The organism is Streptomyces sp. NPDC090045 (genome assembly GCF_044747975.1).
Lineage (GTDB): Bacteria > Actinomycetota > Actinomycetes > Streptomycetales > Streptomycetaceae > Streptomyces.
The window spans coordinates 746,880-764,945 of sequence record NZ_JBIVFA010000002.1 but is presented as its reverse complement, the minus strand read 5'-3'; the positions used below and the strand labels follow the sequence as shown (position 1 = coordinate 764,945).

The following is an 18,066-nucleotide window of genomic DNA, read 5'->3' as shown; positions in this document are numbered from 1 at the left end:
GGAAGGGCCCGCAGGAGCCCGGACCGGAGGGCCCGCCGGAGCAACCGGGGGTGCGTTCGCACCCCTCTACGATGTCGAGGTACTGACGTCCGAGCTCGCCGAGGGGGCACGAAGGCCGTGACGAGCGATGCCATAGTCCGGCCGGAAGCCGCGGCGGATCCGGCGCGTCCGGACCCGGCGCGCCCGGACGCGGCGCAGGCGAAGCCGGTGCAGGCGAAACCGGTCCGGGCCAAGCCGGCCGGGAGCCGGTGGGCCGGACCGTACGCGGTCGCCGGCGGCCTCTTCCTCGTCTACCTCGTCCTCTCCGTCGGGCGGTTCCGGCGGATGGACTGGGCCTCGTGGGACCTGGGCATCTTCGAGCAGGCGATCCGCGCGTACGCGCACCTGCAGGAGCCCGTCGCGGACCTGAAGGGGCCGGGGGCCAACATCCTCGGCGACCACTTCAGCCCGATCATCGCACTCGCCGCCCCCGTCTACCGGCTCTTCCCCGGCCCGCTCACCCTGCTCGTCGTGCAGGCCGCGCTGTTCGCGCTCTCCGCGGTCCCCGTCACCAGGGCGGCCGGACGGCTCCTGGGCCGGGCCCGCGGGACCGCGATCGGCATCGCGTACGGGCTGTCCTGGGGCATCCAGCGGGCGGTGGAGTTCGACTTCCACGAGATCGCCTTCGCCATGCCCCTGCTGGCCTTCTCCCTGGAGGCGGTGCTCGCCCGCCGCTGGCGGGCCGCGCTGCTGTGGGCGCTCCCGCTGATCCTCGTCAAGGAGGACCTCGGCTTCACACTGGCCGCCCTGGCCGTGGTCGTGGCCTGGCGGACGTGGATCACCGACCGCCGCACCGCGTGGACCGCCCTCGGCGTCGCCGCCTTCGGCGCCGTCTTCGCCGTCCTCGTGTTCACCGTCTTCATACCGGCCTTCGCCACCGAGGGCTACGGCTACTGGCACAAGATCGACGGCGGCGGCCCGTTCGCCGGCACCGGCACGAAGCTCGCCACCCTGGGGTGGGTGCTGATCCCCACCACCGGACTGCTCGCCCTGCGCTCGCCGCTGCTGCTGGTCGCCGCGCCCACCCTCGGCTGGCGGTTCCTGTCCGGGGACGACCACTACTGGTCCACCGACTGGCACTACAGCGCCGTGCTCATGCCCGTCGTCTCCCTCGCCCTCGTCGACGCCATCGACACCTTCCGGCGCAGCGAGCGGCCCCGGCTGCGCGCCTACTCCCTCCAGCTGCCCACGGCCGTCCTCGCCGCCGGCCTCGCCCTCGCCGCGACGGCCATGCCGACCGCGAAGCTCGCGGAGGCGCGTACGTACGAGAAGCCCGACCGGGTCACCGCCATCGAGCGGCTCCTTGCCCGGATCCCCGACGGGGCCACCGTGGAGGCCGACACCACGCCGCTGACCCGGCTGACCTCCCGCTGCCGGGTGCTGTGGATCGGCGGCAGCAAGGGCGTGGTCCCCGACTGGATCACCATCGACAACTCCTCCGGGTGGGCCGGCGACCCGGTCGTCTACGCCGGCCAGCTGCACCCCGGTGAGCGGTACACCCTGGTGGGCGAGGCCGCCGGGATCGTTCTGCTGCAGCGGGGATGACGAGCGGCTGTACCGACCAAAAGGCGCCGGCCCGGAACCAAAGGTCCCGGGCCGGCGCCCTCCCCCGTACGACCGCGCAGCGGTTACTCGCTCACTCGCTCGCGATCGCGTTCAGAACGTTCATCCGCCCTGCCCGGAAGGCCGGGACCAGTGCGGCGAACAGGCCCACGAAGGCCGAGGCGGCGAACACCCCGATGATCGTCGGCCACGGGATCTCCAGGACCTTCAGGCCCTGGAGCGCCAGCAGCTGCTGGGCGCTGGCCCCCCAGCCCATGCCCAGCCCGAGGCCGAGCAGGGCGCCGAAGAGGGCGATGACCACCGACTCCAGGCGGATCATGCGGCGCAGCTGGCGGCGGGAGAGGCCGATGGCGCGCATCAGGCCGATCTCGCGGGTCCGCTCGACCACCGACAGGGCCAGGGTGTTCACGACGCCCAGGACCGCGACGATGATCGCGAGGCCGAGGAGCCCGTAGACCATGTTCAGCAGCTGGCCGACCTGGTCCTTCAGGGCCTGCTTGTAGTCGGCCCGGTTGCGCACGTTGTACTGCGGGTACTCCGCCATCGCCGCCTTGACCGACTCGTACGCGGTGGCGGACTGACCGTCCTGCGCGCTGGCCAGCAGCATGAAGGGCAGCGGCAGCCGGTCGGCCGGGACGTTGGCCCGGGCGATGTCGGTGCTGATGTACTTCATGGTCTTGTCGATGTTGCCGCTGTCGCTGGTGATCGCCGCGACCTTCAGCTTGACGGTGTTGCCGCCGGTGAAGGCGACCGTCAGCTCGTCGCCGAGCTTGATGCCGTGCTTGGTCGCGTACTCCGAGCCCACCGACATGGAGTCCTTGCCGTACGCCGCCGCGTGCTCGCCGGCGACCATCTTGCGCCGGATGTCCTTGGCGTACGTCGGGTCGGTGGCGCCGAGCCCCACCTCCTCGGAGGTGCCGTCGGGGGCGGTGAGTCTGGCCGGCACCCGACGGTATGCGGTGACGTGGTCGAGGCCCTTGGTGGCGCGCACAGCCTGCTCGGCCTGCGGCAGCACGGGCTGGTTGATCTCGGAGTTGACGATGTAGTCCGCGCCGACCGACTGGTCGAGCTCCTCGGTCGCGGAGGCCACCATCGAGGAGCCGACCACCGACAGGCAGGCGACCAGCGCGAGGCCGATCATCAGCGCGGCGGCGGTGGCGCCGGTGCGGCGCGGGTTGCGCAGGGCGTTGCGCTCGGCGAGCCGGCCCACCGACCCGAAGGGCCGCAGCACCACGCCGGAGAGCACCCGCACCACGCCCGCGGCGAGCAGCGGGCCGATCACGATGAAGCCGACGAGGCTGAAGACGACGCCCAGGCCCAGCCAAAGCGATCCGGTGCCGGCCTTCTCGGCGGCCGCGGCGGCGAAGAGCCCCGCGGCACCGATGCCGGTGAGGACCAGGCCGAGGACGGCGCGGACGCGGCCGGCCTTCTTGTCGCCCGGGGTGCCGGACTCGCGCAGCGCGGCCATCGGGGAGACCTTGCCGGCGCGGCGGGCCGGGACGAAGGCAGAGACGACCGTGACGAGGACACCGAGGACGACGCCGACGACCGGGGTGGTCCAGGCGACGGTCAGGTCGTCGGTGGACAGGTGCATGCCCATCTGGCCCATGAGCTCCATCAGGCCGACGGCCAGGCCCACGCCCGCGCCGACACCGAGGACCGAGCCGACGACGCCGAGCAGGAACGCCTCGACGACCACGGACTTGAGGACCTGTCCGCTGTCGGCGCCGATGGCGCGCATCAGACCGATCTCGCGGGTGCGCTGGGCGACCAGCATGGAGAAGGTGTTGAAGATCAGGAAGATGCCGACGAGGAAGGCGATGCCGGCGAAGCCGAGCATCACGTACTTCATGACGTTCAGGAAGGAGCCGACGTCCTTGCGGTTGGCGTCCGCGGCTTCCTTGGCGGTCTGCAGCTTGTACGTGTCCGCGCCGACCGCGGTCGCGATGTTCCGCTTGAGCTGCTCGTCGCTCAGCCCGTCCTTGGCGGTGACGTTGACGTGCGTGAAGGAGCCGGCGGAGCCGAGCAGGCCCTGCTGCGAGGTGGCCGTGTCGAAGTAGACGACGGCCGCGCCCGGGTTGGTCACGGTGAAGGTGGCGATACCGGAGATCTTGGCGCGGATGTCGCCGGTGACGGTGATGGTGCGCAGCTCGTCACCGAGCCCCAGACCGTGCTTCTTCGCGGTGTCGGCGTCGACCATGACCTCGGTGGGGCCGCGCGGGGCCTGACCCGAGGTGATCTTCATGGACTTGAGCTCGTTGTCGCTCCAGTTGCCCGCGATGGTCGGAGCACCGGTGGTCGAGCCCATGTTCTCGTTCTTGGAGTTGACCACGGTGACGGACATCGAGACGACGCCGCCCTCGGCGTTCTTGACGCCCTCGGCCTTCTTGATCTGCTCGACGGCCGAGCCGGCCAGCATCTCGGGCTTGCCGCGGTCCGGGGTCTCCTCCCCGTCCTTGGCCTCCTTCGGGCTGACGGTCACGTCGGAGTTGGTGACGGCGAACAGCTTGTCGAAGGTGGTGTTCATGGTGTCGGTGAACACCAGGGTGCCGCAGACGAAGGCGACGGAGAGCAGGACCGCCACGGCGGAGAGCGCCATCCGCCCCTTGTGCGCGACGAAGTTGCGCCGCGAGGTCTTCAGGACGGTGTTGCTCATGAGGTCCGCCCGCGCGCGTCGAAGTCCTTCATGCGGTCCAGGACCTGGTCGGCGGTGGGCCCGTACATCTCGTCGACGATCCGGCCGTCGGCGAGGAAGATGACGCGGTCCGCGTAGGAGGCGGCGACCGGGTCGTGGGTGACCATGACGATGGTCTGGCCGAGCTCGTCCACCGAACGGCGCAGGAAGCCGAGTACCTCGGCGCCTGCGCGGGAGTCCAGGTTTCCGGTCGGCTCGTCGCCGAAGATGATCTGCGGGCGGGCGGCGAGGGCGCGGGCGACCGCCACGCGCTGCTGCTGACCGCCCGAGAGCTCGGTCGGGCGGTGCTTGAGCCGGCCGGCGAGACCCACGGTCTCCACGACCCGGTTCAGCCACTCCGCGTCCGGCTTGCGGCCCGCGATGTCCATGGGGAGCGTGATGTTCTCCAGGGCGTTGAGCGTGGGCAGCAGGTTGAAGGCCTGGAAGATGAAGCCGATCCGGTCGCGGCGCAGCTGCGTGAGCTTCTTGTCCTTGAGCCCGGTGATCTCGGTGTCGTCCAGGTGGATCTGCCCGCTGGTCACCGTGTCGAGACCGGCGAGGCAGTGCATCAGCGTGGACTTGCCGGAGCCGGAGGGGCCCATGATCGCGGTGAACTGGCCGCGCATGATGTCCACGTCCACGTCGTCGAGGGCGACGACGCGCGTCTCCCCGGAGCCGTAGGCCTTGACGACCTTCCGCGCCCGGGCCGCGACGGCTGCATGCCCTCCAGTACCCCCGTGCCTGGTTTCGGTCATAGCCGTTGTCACGGTCTTTCTCCCTTTTCGCCTGTGTGCGTCTGCGTGCGGCGTCGTCATGAAGTCTGCGGCGGGCGGGGGTCCGGGCACGCTGGTGCCCATCGCCGTATCCACCCGGGGGTTATCCCCACCCCCCACCTCCCGGTCCGTATGTTCCAGTTAAGGAGACGCCGGGGACCCTCACCTCCTCCGCCGGGAGGAACCGCCCCTGGCCCGTTGTGCGGAGGGACCCCTAGGGGATGTCCGCCCTCCGGGGGAGAAGGCCTGGGGGATACCGCGGGACGGGGGGCGGTGAGAAGGTGTTCCCCGCAGATACATGCAGGGGGAAGGAATCTCGGTGGCCGCAGCGGAGGGCACGGGCGGAGGCCAGGACGGCATACCCGAGGGGCGTGCGGACCAGGTGCCCGCGCCGGCGGGAGCGGCCGTTTCGGCCACGGGCCCGGAGGCACCGGCCGGTGCCGGTGCGGGCGGTCGGGCCCGTCCGGGCGGCGCCGGAGAGGCCCGGAAAGGCGGCGGCCGGCCACCGGCCCCCGTGGTCGCCTCGCTGATGCTCGGCATGGCCCTCGTCGCCCTCGACAGCACCATCGTCGCCACCGCCGTCCCGCAGATCGTGGGCGACCTCGGCGGCTTCTCCGTCTTCTCCTGGCTCTTCTCCGGCTATCTGCTGGCCGTCACCGTCACCCTGCCCGTCTACGGGAAGCTGTCCGACACCTTCGGCCGCAAGCCCGTCCTCCTCTTCGGCATCGGCCTCTTCCTCGTCGGTTCGCTGCTGTGCGCGTCCGCCTGGAACATGGCCGCCCTGATCGCCTTCCGGATCGTCCAGGGCCTGGGCGGCGGCGCCCTCCAGGGCACGGTCCAGACCCTGGCCGCCGACCTCTACCCGCTGAAGGACCGCCCGAGGATCCAGGCCCGGATGTCCAGCGTCTGGGCCACCTCGGCCGTGGCCGGCCCGGCGCTCGGCGGGCTCCTCGCCTCGTACGCCCACTGGCGCTGGATCTTCCTGCTCAACCTGCCGCTGGCCGCCCTGGCCCTGTGGATGGTCGCCCGTCACCTGGTCGAGCCCGTACGGTCCCCCGGTCGCCGGGGTCCCGTCGACTGGGCGGGCGCCCTGGCCGTCTTCGCCTGCGGCGGGCTGCTGCTCTTCGCGCTCGTCCAGGGCGGGGTCGCCTGGCCCTGGCTGTCCGCGCCCTCGCTGGGGCTGCTGGGCTCGAGCGCGGTGCTGGCCGCGGTGGTGGTCGTGGTGGAACGCCGGGCCGAGGAACCGATCCTGCCGGGCTGGGTCTGGCGGCGGCGCACCATCGCCGCGGTCAACCTGGCCATGGCCGCGCTCGGGCTGCTGATGGTCGCCCCGATGGTGTTCATGCCGACGTACGCCCAGTCCGTGCTCGGCCTCGGGCCGGTCGGCGCCGGGCTGGTGATGTCCGTGATGACCCTGAGCTGGCCGATCAGCGCCGCCCTCAGCCAGCACGTCTACCGGCGCATCGGCTTCCGGAACTCCGCGGCCGTCGGGATCGGCCTCGCCGCGGTGATCCTGTACTCCTTCAGCCTGCTGCCGCACCCCGCCCGGCCCTGGCAGCCCGCGCTGATCATGCTGCTGCTGGGCGCCGCCCTCGGCCTCTTCCAGCTCCCGCTGATCGTCGGGGTCCAGTCCACGGTGGGCTGGGCCGAGCGCGGGACCACCACCGCCTCGGTGCTCTTCTGCCGGCAGGTCGGCCAGAGCGTGGGCGCCGCCCTGCTCGCGGCCGTGGCCAACGCCACCATCGCCGCCCGCCTGGCCGACGCCCCCGTGCCCGGCCTCCCCGACCACCTCGACGACGTGGCCAAGGCACTGGAACGGCCCGAACTCCTCCCGCGGGCCGCCGCCGACTACCTGCGCGAGGCCGTCGCCGCCGCCGTGGAGCACATCTTCCTCGGCGCGAGCGCCGCCGCCGTGGCCGCGCTGCTCATCCTGCTGCTGGTGGCGCCCCGCAGGTTCCCGGTCCTGCCGGAGCTCCGCGAGGAGTAGGCCCGCACGGGCAGGCTCAACAGGCGGGGCAGACAGGGAGCAACGGCCGGGCGGCCGCCCCGACTTGTCATGGCCCGGGCCAGTGGGAGACCCTCGTACGCAGCACCGTTATCCGGGGGGACGACATGGCATCCGCACTGTGCGCACTGCTGTTACTGGCGGCGCTGGCCGGCCCGATCGGCCTGCGGCTGCGCCGCAGCCCGGCCTTCGTCACCGGCCGCGACGGCAGGCTCTCCACCTCCACCGCGCTCGCCCTGGCCTGGACGGTGATCCTCGTCTGGCTGCTGCTCGCGATCCTCGCGTACGGGCTCACCTCGGGCGGCGGAGTCACGTACTTCCGGGGCGCCGACGGCCCCTTGTCCCAGCTGACCACCGTGTACCTGCCGCTGCTCGGCGGCCCGTACGTGGCGCTGATCGCGGCCAAGACGGTCGTCGGCCTGCGCGTGGAGAACGGCACCCTGGCCAAACCGGCCGCGAAGCCGACGCAGTCGGGGCGGCGGCCGCTGCGGGAGCTGATCGCGAACGACAGCGGGCGCACGGACCTCGTCGACCTCCAGTACGTCGCGCTCAGCGCGGTCACCATGCTGTACGTGGTGCTGTTCTTCCTCGCGGACGTGGGCGGCGGGCTCCCGCGGCTGCCCGCCGAGATGTGGGCCCTGACCGGCGCCCCGGCCGGGGCCTACCTGGTGAACAAGATGGCCGTCCGCGCCAACCCGGTGATCACCGACGTCTCCGTCGCCGACGGCCTGCTCACCGTCGAGGGCGGCGGCTTCGGCCCCGGCCCCGCGGGCGCCCCGGCCCAGGTGAGCGTGAACGGCACCACCGCCCCCGCCTTCCTCGACCCCGCGACGGGCAGCCTGAGCACCCCGCTCCCGCAGGGCGCGACCGCCCCGTTCGAGGTGACGGTCACGGCCCGCGGCCTGCGCAGCGACCCGTACCGCTACGAGCCCCGGACCACACCGGCCAGCTAGGCCGGCTCCTTCGTCGGGGCGATTCCCGCGGTATGGCGCCCCGCCTGGGATGCCGCCGCTGCCGGGGCTCCGCCCCAGCCCCTCCCCCAGACTCCGTCCGGGGGGGACCCCCGCTCCTCAAACGCCGGCGGGGCCGGATTGCGCGGGCGGGGCCGGAGGGGTGCGGCCGGATTGACTGGCGCGGCTCAAAGACCGGGGCTCCACCCCGCACCCCGCGCCTCAAACGCCGGCGAGGCTGGAATGTGCGGGCGGGGCTCGAGGCTGCGGCCGGATTGACTGGCGCGGCTCAAAGATCGGGGCTCCACCCCGGACCCCGCGCCTCAAACGCCGGCGGGGCTGGATTTGGTGCGGCGGGGCTGAGGGATCGGGGCAGCTCGGCCGGGGTCGGGTGTGTGCAGGGGCGCTCCCCGCAGGGCGTCGAACACAAGGTGCCCCGGCCCGCCGACCCCCCGACACGTTCGACGCCCGAGGAGACGCCCCGGAACACACCCGGCCCAAGCCGCACCGCCGAAGCCGGCCCGCCCCGGCCCGGCCCGGCCCGAGCGGCGCAGCCAACCGGCCTGCGGCGCAGCCGATCCGCCCAAGCCGACCGCGAGGTCTACGGCTTCGTCGGGTTCGCGCCCTGGCCCGAGCCCTTGGAGGGGGCCGGGGCGGGCCCGCCGCTCTGGTCCTTCGTCGTCGGCAGCTGGGTGCCGTAGTCGACCGTCTGGTCCTGCGCGGGCGGGTCCAGCTGGAACGGCTTGCCCCACTCCGCGAGTTCAACCCGGCCCGCGCCGCCGGCGCGCTCCATGAGCAGCGGGTACGGGGTCCCCTCCAGCGACACCGAGAGCTTGCCGCCCTTGCCCGCGTCCGCCGTGACCTGGACCGCGCGGGTGTGCCCGACCTTGGTGTACGAGCCCTTCGCGAGTTTGCCCTCCAGTCCGAGCAGCCCGTCCAGCAGGACGTCCATGTCGGTGAACCCGCGGAACTGCTTGTACGAGGGGTCGCCCTCGGGCACCTTCACGAACTTGTCGCCGAGTTTGCCGGCCGAGTCGGACTGTCCCCAGAACGCCGCGCTCGCCTTCAGGTACAGCTGCTCGCCCACGCGCAGCAGCTGGAAGGTGTCGTCCTGCGACTTCACCTCGCCGGAGCCGCCCTCCGACTTCAGCCGCATGTCGAGGGTGAAGGACTTGCCGCCGCTCACCAGCGTGCCCGACAGGTGCACCGAGTCGGCCTCCGTGGCGGCCGCCTTCGCCTTCGCCTCGATCTTCTCGGCGGAGAGCTTGCCGACGCCGTTCGTGCCCTCGTCGGGGTCCTCCCCGCAGCCCGTACCGGTGACGGCGAGGCCCGCGCACAAGACACCGATGAAGGCGGCCCGGCGCAGCCGCGCGGCGGGGAAGTAGGCGGTCACGGGCAGGTGCCTCTCGTCGGTCGTCTGCGAGCAGCAGGCAGCGTACGTCTGCGAGCAGCAGGCAGCGTACCCGCCCGTACGCAGCCGCCCGCGACCGCGCCCCAGGTGAGGGGGGCGGACCCCGCCGGACCCCGGGCGGACCGCCCACCAGGACGCTTCCTCGCGGCACGGGCTAGCCTGAGGGCCCATACGACTGTTGGTGGACGCTCTAGGAGGCGCTCGGATGGCTGCAGGCGCCCCGCGGATCTTCGTCTCGCATCTGTCGGGTGTGCCCGTCTTCGATCCCAACGGCGACCAGGTCGGGCGCGTCCGCGACCTGGTCGCGATGCTGCGCGTCGGCGGCCGCCCGCCGCGGCTGCTGGGCCTGGTCGTCGAGGTGGTCAGCCGGCGCCGGATCTTCCTGCCGATGACCCGCGTCACGGGCGTGGAGTCCGGGCAGGTCATCACCACCGGTGTCGTCAACATGCGGCGCTTCGAACAGCGCCCCACCGAGCGGCTGGTCCTCGGCGAGCTGCTGGACCGCCGCGTGACTCTGGTCGCCAACGGCGAGGAGGTCACCGTCCTGGACGTGGCCATCCAGCAGCTGCCGGCCCGCCGCGACTGGGAGATCGACCGGATCTTCGTGCGGAAGGGCAAGTCGGGGGCGCTGCGCCGGCGGGGCGAGACGCTGACGGTGGAGTGGTCGGCGGTGACGGGCTTCTCGCTGGAGGAGCACGGGCAGGGCGCCGAGAACCTGGTCGCCACCTTCGAGCAGATGCGCCCGGCCGACGTGGCGAACGTGCTCCACCACCTGACGCCGAAGCGGCGCGCCGAGGTGGCCAACGCCCTCGACGACGACCGGCTCGCGGACGTGCTGGAGGAGCTGCCGGAGGACGAGCAGGTGGAGATCCTCGGCAAGCTCAAGGAGGAGCGCGCCGCCGACGTGCTGGAGGCGATGGACCCGGACGACGCGGCCGACCTGCTCTCCGAGCTGCCGGAGGACGACAAGGAGCGGCTGCTGACGCTGATGCAGCCGGACGACGCGGCCGATGTGCGCCGCCTGCTGTCCTACGAGGAGAACACCGCGGGCGGTCTGATGACCACCGAGCCGATCGTGCTGCGGCCGGACGCGACGGTCGCGGACGCGCTGGCCCGCGTACGGCAGGCGGACCTGTCGCCCGCGCTGGCGGCGCAGGTGTACGTGTGCCGGCCGCCGGACGAGACGCCCACGGGCAAGTACCTGGGCACGGTGCACTTCCAGCGGCTGCTGCGGGACCCGCCGTTCACGCTGGTCAGCTCGATCGTGGACACGGACCTGCCGCCGCTGCGGCCGAACGCCTCGCTGCCCGCGGTGACCACGCACCTGGCCGCCTACAACATGGTCGCGGTGCCGGTGGTCGACGAGAGCGGCTCCCTGCTGGGCGCGGTGACGGTCGACGACGTGCTGGACCACTTGCTGCCGGACGACTGGCGGGAGACGGAATTCCATTCCGAGGAGGCCGTGGGTGGTCAGTGAGAAGGGGCGCTTCGACCGGGGTCGCGGCGAGCAGGCGCGCGAGCGGCGCCGCGAGCAGATCCGGGAGCGGCGCGAGCAGGCACGGCTGCAGGCGCGCGAGCACGGGCTGACCGTGGAGGCCGGCGAACGGGCGGAGCGGGCCAGGGCCGTCGCGTCGACCGGGTCGAGCGCGCTGACCCGGTCGCGGGTGCGCCTGGACCTGCCGCGCGCCCCGCGCCGCTCGCTGCTGCCCGAGTACGACCCGGAGGCCTTCGGGCGGCTGTCGGAGCGGGTGGCGCGGTTCCTCGGCACGGGCCGGTTCATCGTCTGGATGACCCTGGTCATCATCGTCTGGGTGCTGTGGAACATCTTCGCGCCGGGCCACCTGAGGTGGGACGAATACCCGTTCATCTTCCTGACGCTGATGCTGTCGCTCCAGGCCTCGTACGCCGCTCCGCTGATCCTGCTGGCGCAGAACCGGCAGGACGACCGCGACCGGGTCAACCTGGAGCAGGACCGCAAGCAGAACGAGCGGTCCATCGCCGACACGGAGTACCTGACCCGCGAGATCGCGGCCCTGCGGATGGGCCTGGGCGAGGTCGCCACGCGCGACTGGATCAGGTCCGAGTTCCAGGACCTGATCAAGGAGATGGACGAGCGGCGTCTATTCCCCTCCGAACGTGATGAAGGCGACCGCTGACGGGCTTACCTGTGGCCTGCTACCGAGCCGTACCATCGGGTACATGGCTACCGACACAAGCTCCGCCGCCGTGCCTGAGCAGGACGCGATCCTGGACGCTCTGGCGACGGTGAACGACCCCGAGATCCACCGGCCGATCACCGAGCTCGGCATGGTCAAATCGGTGGAGATCGGCGACGGCGGCGCGGTCGCCGTCACGGTCTACCTCACGGTGTCGGGCTGCCCCATGCGCGAGACCATCACCAAGAACGTCACCGAGGCCGTCGAGAAGGTCGCGGGCGTCACCTCGGTCGCCGTCACCCTCGACGTGATGAGCGACGAGCAGCGCAAGGACCTGGCCGCCACCCTGCGCGGCGGCACCGCCGAGCGCGAGGTGCCCTTCGCCAAGCCGGGCTCGCTGACCCGCGTGTACGCGGTCGCGTCCGGCAAGGGCGGTGTCGGCAAGTCCTCGGTCACGGTCAACCTGGCCGCGGCGATGGCGGCCGACGGTCTGAAGGTCGGCGTGGTCGACGCCGACATCTACGGCCACAGCGTGCCGCGCATGCTGGGTGTGGACGGCCGTCCCACCCAGGTCGAGAACATGATCATGCCGCCGTCGGCGCACGGCGTGAAGGTCATCTCCATCGGCATGTTCACCCCGGGCAACGCGCCGGTGGTGTGGCGCGGCCCGATGCTGCACCGAGCACTGCAGCAGTTCCTGGCGGACGTGTTCTGGGGCGACCTGGACGTCCTGCTGCTGGACCTGCCGCCGGGCACCGGCGACATCGCGATCTCGGTGGCCCAGCTGGTGCCGAACGCCGAGATCCTGGTCGTCACCACCCCGCAGCAGGCCGCGGCCGAGGTCGCGGAGCGGGCCGGCTCGATCGCCGTGCAGACCCACCAGAAGATCGTCGGTGTCGTCGAGAACATGTCGGGCCTGCCGTGCCCGCACTGCGACGAGATGGTGGACGTCTTCGGCTCGGGCGGTGGCCAGAAGGTCGCCGACGGGCTGACCAAGACGGTCGGCGCGACGGTGCCGGTGCTGGGCTCGATCCCGATCGACGTCCGCCTGCGCGAGGGCGGCGACGAGGGCAAGCCCGTCGTCCTGTCCGACCCCGACTCCCCGGCCGGCGCGGCCCTGCGCGCCATCGCCGGCAAGCTCGGCGGCCGCAGCCGCGGCCTCTCGGGCATGTCCCTGGGCATCACTCCCCGGAACAAGTTCTGACCTAGGTGTGGGCACTCGTGCCGCTGGGCTGGGGGTCCCCCCGGACGGAGTCTGGGGGAGGGTGGGCACACCGGAACAGCGGCCCGCACGGGCCGCGCAGCGTGAAAAGGGCACCGCCGCCAGGCGGTGCCCTTTCGCTTGCCCGTACCCCTACGGCTACTCGTACGTGCCGAGGTCCGCGATCGCCGAGAAGCCGAGCCCGTACGCGCTCATGCCCCGGCCGTACGCGCCCAGGTGAACCCCGCTCCCGGTGGACCCGGCGAGCACCCACCCGAACTCCGACTCCCGGTAGTGGAACGGCGTCGGCTCCCCGTCGACCGGCAGCGACAGCGTCGACCAGTCCTCCCCGGCGAGGTCGTCCGCGAGCTCCCACGCGGCCTCGGTCTGCTGGTCGAGCCAGTCGTCGCGCAGGGAGTGGTCCATCTGCCCGGGCCAGCTGTAGGCCAGCAGCCCGGAGCCGGCCAGCCAGGCCGCCGAGGAGACCGAGGTGGCCTCCAGGACGCCGGTGCCGTCGGCGCTGCGGCGCAGCGGGTTGCTCGCGACGGTGATGACCACCGCGAAGCGTTCCTTCTCGCCGGTGGCGATCTCGCCCCGGGCGGACGGCTCGTCGCCGTGACCGGTGGAGCCGTGCTCCACGGTCCCGTCGGCGGCGGTGCCGACCTGCATCAGCCAGCGGGGGCCGCTGAAGGCCCCGTCCAGCCCGTACCAGGGGAAGTCCGCGGCCAGGAAGCCCTCGGCCGTTCGCCGGGCGGCCGGCACGGGTGCGGCGGCCTCCTGCGGCTGTGTGTCGGTCTGCGCGCCGGTCACCGCGTCGGTCTGCGGTTCCTGCGCGGGTGCGGCGGCGGTGGCGGGCTCGGCGGTCTGCGCCCCGACCCGGCTACTGCTCGTCGTCTCCATCTGAGCGGCCTCTCGTTCCGTGGGGTCCGGAACGGCCCTCCCCCTCGCTGGGCTGGGGGGACCCCCTCCCTCGGGCGTCCTGGGTCCGGACAACAGATGGAGGATAGCCACCCGATCACGGATCGCCGGGCAGGCCGCGTGTCACGTGGCGTCGGCGTCGAAGCGCGTGCGCTGTTCCGGGGCCGGGGAGACGGGCTTCTTCAGCAGATCCGGGCCGGTGCCGACGGGCGTGGCGGCGGCCGGCGGCGCGGCCGCGGCGGGGGTGGCTCCGTCGCTGTTCACGGCGTCGGTGACGTCGTTCAGCTCCTTGCGGAGGTCGAAGCTGCTGCGGAGCTCCTTGAGGTCCTCGTTCTCCGTCAGCTGCTTGCGGATGAACGTCTTCGGATTCAGGTCCTCGAACTCGAAGTCCTTGAATTCTGGGCCGAGTTCGGAGCGGATGTCCTGCTTGGCACTGTCCGAGAACGCACGGATCTTCCGGATGACGCCCGTCACGTCCTGAATGACCTTGGGCAGCTTCTCCGGGCCGAAGACGAGAATGGCGAGCACCACGATCGTGACGAGTTCGAGTGCGCCTATGTCGTTGAACACCTTGCCGCTCCTCGGCTCTGTACCACTTCGGGCCCGAACACACGGTACCCGGCGTTGTCCTCACACCCATACCTGCGTACCACTCCGTGGCCGTTTCGCCCCCAGACTTCGTCCGGGAGGTGACCCGGCCGTCACCCCGCGCTCATGATCCGTTCGCCGATCCGAGGACCACCTGGAGCGTCCGTTCCCGGCCCTCGCGCAGCACCGTGAGGGTCAGCGGATCGCCCGGGCGGTGCGCCCGGATCTTGATGATCAGCTCGTCTCCGCCGCGGACCCGCTGGCCGTCCACCTTGGTGATCACGTCGCCGGCCTTGATCCCGGCGCGCGCGCCCGGTCCGCCGGCGGTTACGGACGGTTTCCCGTCCTCGCCCTTGTCCCCGACCCGGGCTCCGGCGCCCGTGTAGTCCATGTCGAGGGTGACCCCGATGACGGGGTGCGTGGCGTGGCCGGTGCGGATGAGTTCCTCGGCGACGCGCTTGCCCTGGTTGATGGGGATGGCGAAGCCGAGCCCGATGGAGCCGCCCTGGCGGGTGGGGTCGTCCTTGTCGGCTCCGCGGATCGCGCTGTTGATGCCGACCACGTGGGCCTTGGCGTCGAGGAGGGGGCCGCCGGAGTTCCCGGGGTTGATGGGGGCGTCGGTCTGCAGGGCGTCGACGTAGCTGATGTCGCTGCCGTCGCCCTTGTCGCCGCCCGCGGTGACGGGCCGGCCGGTGGCGCTGATGATGCCGGAGGTGACGGTGTTCGAGAGGTCGAAGGGCGCGCCGATGGCCACCACCGGGTCGCCGACCTGCACGTTCTCGGAGTTCCCCAGGCTCAGCGGCCGCAGGCCCCGTACGCCGCTGACCTTGACCACGGCCAGGTCGTAGCCGGAGTCGCGGCCGACCAGCTCGGCGGTGACGCTCTCGCCGGTGCTGAAGGTGACCGCTATCTCCTTGGAGTCGGCGACCACGTGGTTGTTGGTCAGGATGTGGCCCTGCTCGTCGAGGACGAAGCCGGTGCCCGTGCCGCTGCCCTTCTCGCCGCGCACGTGCAGGGTCACCACTCCGGGCAGCGCGGTGGCCGCGATCCCGGCCACGCTCCCGGGCGCCCGGCCCTTGTCGGCGACGGCGGCCTGGGGGAGCTCCAGCCGGGTGCTGCTCTGCCGCTCGGCGAGCACGCCGGCGTAGCCGCCGATCCCGCCGGCGAGCAGGGCGGTTCCGGCGCTGAGGGCCGCCACCTGCCACAGCCGGAAGCCGCGCCTTTCCCTGCCGCGGTCCACGACCTGCAGCGGCTGCTCGCCCCAGGGGTCGTACCGCACCTCGCGGGCCGGCGGCGCCGCCGCGTCGGGCACGGCGTCCTGGGCTGCCGGGACGCCGTCCCCGGCTCCGGGCCGCGGGGAGGGCACTCCTGCGGAGCGGCCGTCAGCCGTGCCCTCGGGCCGGCTCCACCACTGTGGAGCCGGGTCGGTCTGCTGCCTGTCGGCCATGGGCGCTCCCCGCGTACCTATGCGCATGTGCCACCGATTCAACCAGCTCCGGGGTCAGCGCAGCAGGGAGACCGGACGGGCCGGGATCGCCGGGGTGGGGTGCACGGGTGGCAACGGGGTCGGGGCGGTGGACAGGAGGCTCGGGACGGCCGCGGGCGTGGGCATGCGCTCACGCGCCGATGTGTCGGCCACGGGCAGCGCGGGGCCGGGCCTGGAGGCGGGCGCCGGGGAATCCCCCCGGACGTTCGGGTCCGCGGCCTCCTGCGGCAGTCCGCCGCCCAGCGCGAGCGCGGCCAGCGACACGGCTCCGGCGGCGACGAAGGCGAACCGGCGGCGCGGCCGGCCCACCTCGTGGATGCGGAAGCCCTGCTGCTGCGGCCGGGCGGCCGCGTGCAGCCCGTACGCGAACGCCTCGAAGGGGTCGGCCGCCGTCGGGCCCGGGCCCGGTGGACCCGCGGGGCCGGACGGGCCGTCAGGGCCGCCTCCGGGCAGCCCCTGGAGCCGCGCCAGCAGTCCTGCGGACAGCGGCGGCGGCGCGCTCTCGACGAACATGGTCTTCAGACGGCGCTGGGCATCGGCCTCGGCCTTGCACTTGGCGCACGTCGCCAGGTGGGCCAGGACCCGCTCCCGCGCGTCGTGCTTCAGCTCCCCGTCCACCAGGGCGGCAAGCCGGTCGCCCAGGTGCTGCTCGGCAGGGGACGGACTGACCTCGCTCACTCGGCTCCGCCCTCTCCCCCGGCGCCGGGGGCGCCCATCGACACGCCCGCCAGGGCGCGCTGCTCGGCACGGGCCTCGGGAGACCGGTGCTTGAGCGCCTTGCGCAGGTGCGAACGGCCCCGGTGGATGCGGCTGCGCACGGTGCCGAGCTTCACGCCGAGCGTGGCGGCGATCTCCTCGTACGACAGGCCCTCGATGTCGCACAGCACCACGGCCGCGCGGAACTCGGGCGCGAGGGTGTCCAGCGCCTGCTGGACGTCCGCGTCGAAGTGGGTGTCGTGCAGCACCTGCTGCGGGGACGGCTCGCGGCTCGGCAGCCGCTCGGCGGCGTCGTCGGCGAGCGCGTCGAAGCGGATCCGCTGCTTGCGGCGGACCATGTCCAGGAACAGGTTCGTCGTGATGCGGTGGAGCCAGCCCTCGAACGTGCCGGGGGTGTACGTGGAGAGCGAGCGGAAGACGCGGACGAAGACCTCTTGGGTCAGGTCCTCGGCGTCGTGCTGGTTCCCCGTCAGACGGTAGGCAAGGCGGTAGACCCGCGCGCTGTGCGTGCTGACGATCTCCTCCCACGAGGGAGGGGTCCACGCCTGGGAGCCCGCATCGGCGGCAAAGGTCGCGGTGGTTGCGGCGTCGGCGGTGTGGAAGCGGTCAGCAATGTAGGTCACGGATTTCGGCTCACCCGCCGACCAGAAGAGGCGTCTCAGTACGCCCCTACGATCCACAGGCGCAGCCGCACCTCCCCTGTCGGCTCTGGTGGTGTCCAGTGGAGTCCCTACCATAGCCACCCCCTCTGTCAGCTCCGGATAAGCGTTTTTGCAGTATCTTTACGCAGGACTTAGGCCCTGGGGCGGTCCCGGCCGCCGATCTGCCCGCCGCCGTCCTTCTCGTCCCGCCTCCACCCCTCACAACGCCCGGTCCCATCTGCGGGTTCCCGACGTCAGCGGATACAGTCACCGTTGCGCCAACTATGGGGACAGGAGAGGGTCATTACCGGCAACCGGCAGACGAGCTGGGCGTTCGCCGACGCGTTTGTCGCCGAGGACGACGCTCTGCGATGGGCCCGTGACCGGTCCAGGGAAGCGGGCCTGCGCTCCGTCTCCCCCGGTACCGGGGCCGCGCTGCGCCTGCTGGCCGCCACCGCGGACGCCAAGGCGGTCGCCGAGATCGGCACCGGAACGGGCGTCTCCGGCATCCACCTCCTGCACGGCATGCGCCCCGACGGGGTGCTGACCACGGTGGATCCCGAGCCGGACCGGCAGGCCTTCGCCCGCCAGGCCTTCCGCGCCGCCGGCTTCGCGGGCAACCGCGCCCGCTTCATCCCCGGCCGCGCCCTCGACGTCCTGCCCCGGCTCGCCGACGGCGGATACGACCTCGTCTTCTGCGACGGGGACCCCACCGAGTCCCTCGACTACCTCGCTGAATCGTTGCGGCTGCTGCGCCCCGGCGGGCTGGTGTGCTTCGAGGGGGTCTTCTCCGACGGCCGTACGGTCGACTCCGCGGCCCAGCCGGTGGAGGTGCTCCGCGTCCGCGAGCTGCTGCGCAGCGTCCGTGAGAGCCCGGCCCTGGAGGCCGCGCTGCTCCCGGTGGGCGACGGACTGCTCTGCGCCGTCCGTCGCTGAGCGCTGAG

The 18,066-nt window shown here is 72.5% G+C and carries 15 protein-coding genes; 7 read left to right on the top strand and 8 right to left on the bottom strand.

All coding sequences use genetic code 11. The features are described 5' to 3' along the window. Positions 1-324 precede the first annotated feature (324 nt). Entirely contained in the window at positions 325-1,584 is a 1,260-nt protein-coding gene (locus ACIPYQ_RS08515; RefSeq protein ID WP_401247727.1) for a DUF2079 domain-containing protein, read from the top strand. 91 nt (positions 1,585-1,675) lie between these two features. Here the strand turns inward: ACIPYQ_RS08515 and ACIPYQ_RS08510 are convergent, their stop codons facing one another. Then, positions 1,676-4,258, bottom strand: a complete 2,583-nt coding sequence (locus ACIPYQ_RS08510) for an ABC transporter permease (RefSeq protein ID WP_401247489.1) — start codon at positions 4,256-4,258, stop codon at positions 1,676-1,678. Continuing rightward, complete coding sequence (locus ACIPYQ_RS08505; RefSeq protein WP_279399180.1) at positions 4,255-5,031, bottom strand: ABC transporter ATP-binding protein; 777 nt, start codon at positions 5,029-5,031, stop codon at positions 4,255-4,257. Before ACIPYQ_RS08505 ends, ACIPYQ_RS08510 begins: the two co-directional genes overlap by 4 nt. 547 nt (positions 5,032-5,578) lie before the next feature. Here ACIPYQ_RS08505 and ACIPYQ_RS08500 point away from each other — a divergent pair. Beyond that, positions 5,579-7,036, top strand: a complete 1,458-nt coding sequence (locus tag ACIPYQ_RS08500; RefSeq protein ID WP_401247725.1) for an MFS transporter — start codon at positions 5,579-5,581, stop codon at positions 7,034-7,036. A 125-nt stretch (positions 7,037-7,161) separates the two neighbouring features. Then, positions 7,162-8,007 (top strand): hypothetical protein, encoded by an 846-nt coding sequence (locus ACIPYQ_RS08495; RefSeq protein WP_401247486.1) that lies wholly within the window; start codon positions 7,162-7,164, stop codon positions 8,005-8,007. 598 nt (positions 8,008-8,605) lie between these two features. Here the strand turns inward: ACIPYQ_RS08495 and ACIPYQ_RS08490 are convergent. Further along, the gene (locus ACIPYQ_RS08490; RefSeq protein ID WP_401247483.1) at positions 8,606-9,397 is read right to left on the bottom strand and encodes a hypothetical protein; all 792 of its coding nucleotides are present in this window, start codon (positions 9,395-9,397) and stop codon (positions 8,606-8,608) included. 223 nt (positions 9,398-9,620) lie between these two features. Between ACIPYQ_RS08490 and ACIPYQ_RS08485 the strand changes: the two genes are divergently transcribed. The 3 genes from ACIPYQ_RS08485 (at position 9,621) to ACIPYQ_RS08475 (ending at position 12,775) form a co-directional block, all read left to right on the top strand. Further along, the gene (locus ACIPYQ_RS08485) at positions 9,621-10,892 is read left to right on the top strand and encodes a magnesium transporter MgtE N-terminal domain-containing protein (RefSeq protein ID WP_361768934.1); all 1,272 of its coding nucleotides are present in this window, start codon (positions 9,621-9,623) and stop codon (positions 10,890-10,892) included. Between the two features lie 106 nt (positions 10,893-10,998). Next, on the top strand, positions 10,999-11,571 hold the full coding sequence (locus ACIPYQ_RS08480; protein ID WP_401247722.1) for a DUF1003 domain-containing protein: 573 nt from the start codon (positions 10,999-11,001) through the stop codon (positions 11,569-11,571). A gap of 43 nt (positions 11,572-11,614) precedes the next feature. Then, positions 11,615-12,775, top strand: coding sequence for an Mrp/NBP35 family ATP-binding protein (locus ACIPYQ_RS08475; protein ID WP_361768936.1), 1,161 nt, complete (start codon positions 11,615-11,617; stop codon positions 12,773-12,775). A gap of 156 nt (positions 12,776-12,931) precedes the next feature. On the opposite strand, the gene ACIPYQ_RS08470 is transcribed toward ACIPYQ_RS08475, so the two are convergent. From ACIPYQ_RS08470 to sigE, 5 genes are all read right to left on the bottom strand, one after another. Beyond that, on the bottom strand, positions 12,932-13,672 hold the full coding sequence (locus ACIPYQ_RS08470) for a hypothetical protein (protein ID WP_361768938.1): 741 nt from the start codon (positions 13,670-13,672) through the stop codon (positions 12,932-12,934). A 141-nt stretch (positions 13,673-13,813) separates the two neighbouring features. Further along, complete coding sequence (locus ACIPYQ_RS08465; RefSeq protein WP_401247479.1) at positions 13,814-14,260, bottom strand: sec-independent translocase; 447 nt, start codon at positions 14,258-14,260, stop codon at positions 13,814-13,816. A gap of 142 nt (positions 14,261-14,402) precedes the next feature. Beyond that, the gene (locus ACIPYQ_RS08460) at positions 14,403-15,725 is read right to left on the bottom strand and encodes a S1C family serine protease (RefSeq protein ID WP_401247476.1); all 1,323 of its coding nucleotides are present in this window, start codon (positions 15,723-15,725) and stop codon (positions 14,403-14,405) included. A gap of 54 nt (positions 15,726-15,779) precedes the next feature. After that, positions 15,780-16,442, bottom strand: coding sequence for a zf-HC2 domain-containing protein (locus ACIPYQ_RS08455; RefSeq protein WP_401247473.1), 663 nt, complete (start codon positions 16,440-16,442; stop codon positions 15,780-15,782). Beyond that, the gene (sigE, locus tag ACIPYQ_RS08450) at positions 16,439-17,218 is read right to left on the bottom strand and encodes an RNA polymerase sigma factor SigE (protein ID WP_199808064.1); all 780 of its coding nucleotides are present in this window, start codon (positions 17,216-17,218) and stop codon (positions 16,439-16,441) included. The genes ACIPYQ_RS08455 and sigE overlap by 4 nt, the downstream gene beginning before the upstream one ends. A gap of 177 nt (positions 17,219-17,395) precedes the next feature. Between sigE and ACIPYQ_RS08445 the strand changes: the two genes are divergently transcribed. Next, the gene (locus ACIPYQ_RS08445; RefSeq protein ID WP_030710037.1) at positions 17,396-18,058 is read left to right on the top strand and encodes an O-methyltransferase; all 663 of its coding nucleotides are present in this window, start codon (positions 17,396-17,398) and stop codon (positions 18,056-18,058) included. Positions 18,059-18,066 lie beyond the last annotated feature (8 nt).

Coding starts and splice junctions, on each gene's coding strand:
- ACIPYQ_RS08495 (WP_401247486.1), top strand. CDS start 7,162: ATGGCATCCGCACTGTGCGCACTGCTGTTACTGGCGGCGCTGGCCGGC.
- ACIPYQ_RS08515 (WP_401247727.1), top strand. CDS start 325: ATGGACTGGGCCTCGTGGGACCTGGGCATCTTCGAGCAGGCGATCCGC.
- ACIPYQ_RS08460 (WP_401247476.1), bottom strand. CDS start 15,725: ATGGCCGACAGGCAGCAGACCGACCCGGCTCCACAGTGGTGGAGCCGG.
- ACIPYQ_RS08500 (WP_401247725.1), top strand. CDS start 5,579: ATGCTCGGCATGGCCCTCGTCGCCCTCGACAGCACCATCGTCGCCACC.
- ACIPYQ_RS08505 (WP_279399180.1), bottom strand. CDS start 5,031: ATGACCGAAACCAGGCACGGGGGTACTGGAGGGCATGCAGCCGTCGCG.
- ACIPYQ_RS08485 (WP_361768934.1), top strand. CDS start 9,621: ATGGCTGCAGGCGCCCCGCGGATCTTCGTCTCGCATCTGTCGGGTGTG.
- ACIPYQ_RS08510 (WP_401247489.1), bottom strand. CDS start 4,258: ATGAGCAACACCGTCCTGAAGACCTCGCGGCGCAACTTCGTCGCGCAC.
- ACIPYQ_RS08475 (WP_361768936.1), top strand. CDS start 11,615: ATGGCTACCGACACAAGCTCCGCCGCCGTGCCTGAGCAGGACGCGATC.
- ACIPYQ_RS08470 (WP_361768938.1), bottom strand. CDS start 13,672: ATGGAGACGACGAGCAGTAGCCGGGTCGGGGCGCAGACCGCCGAGCCC.
- sigE (WP_199808064.1), bottom strand. CDS start 17,218: ATGGTAGGGACTCCACTGGACACCACCAGAGCCGACAGGGGAGGTGCG.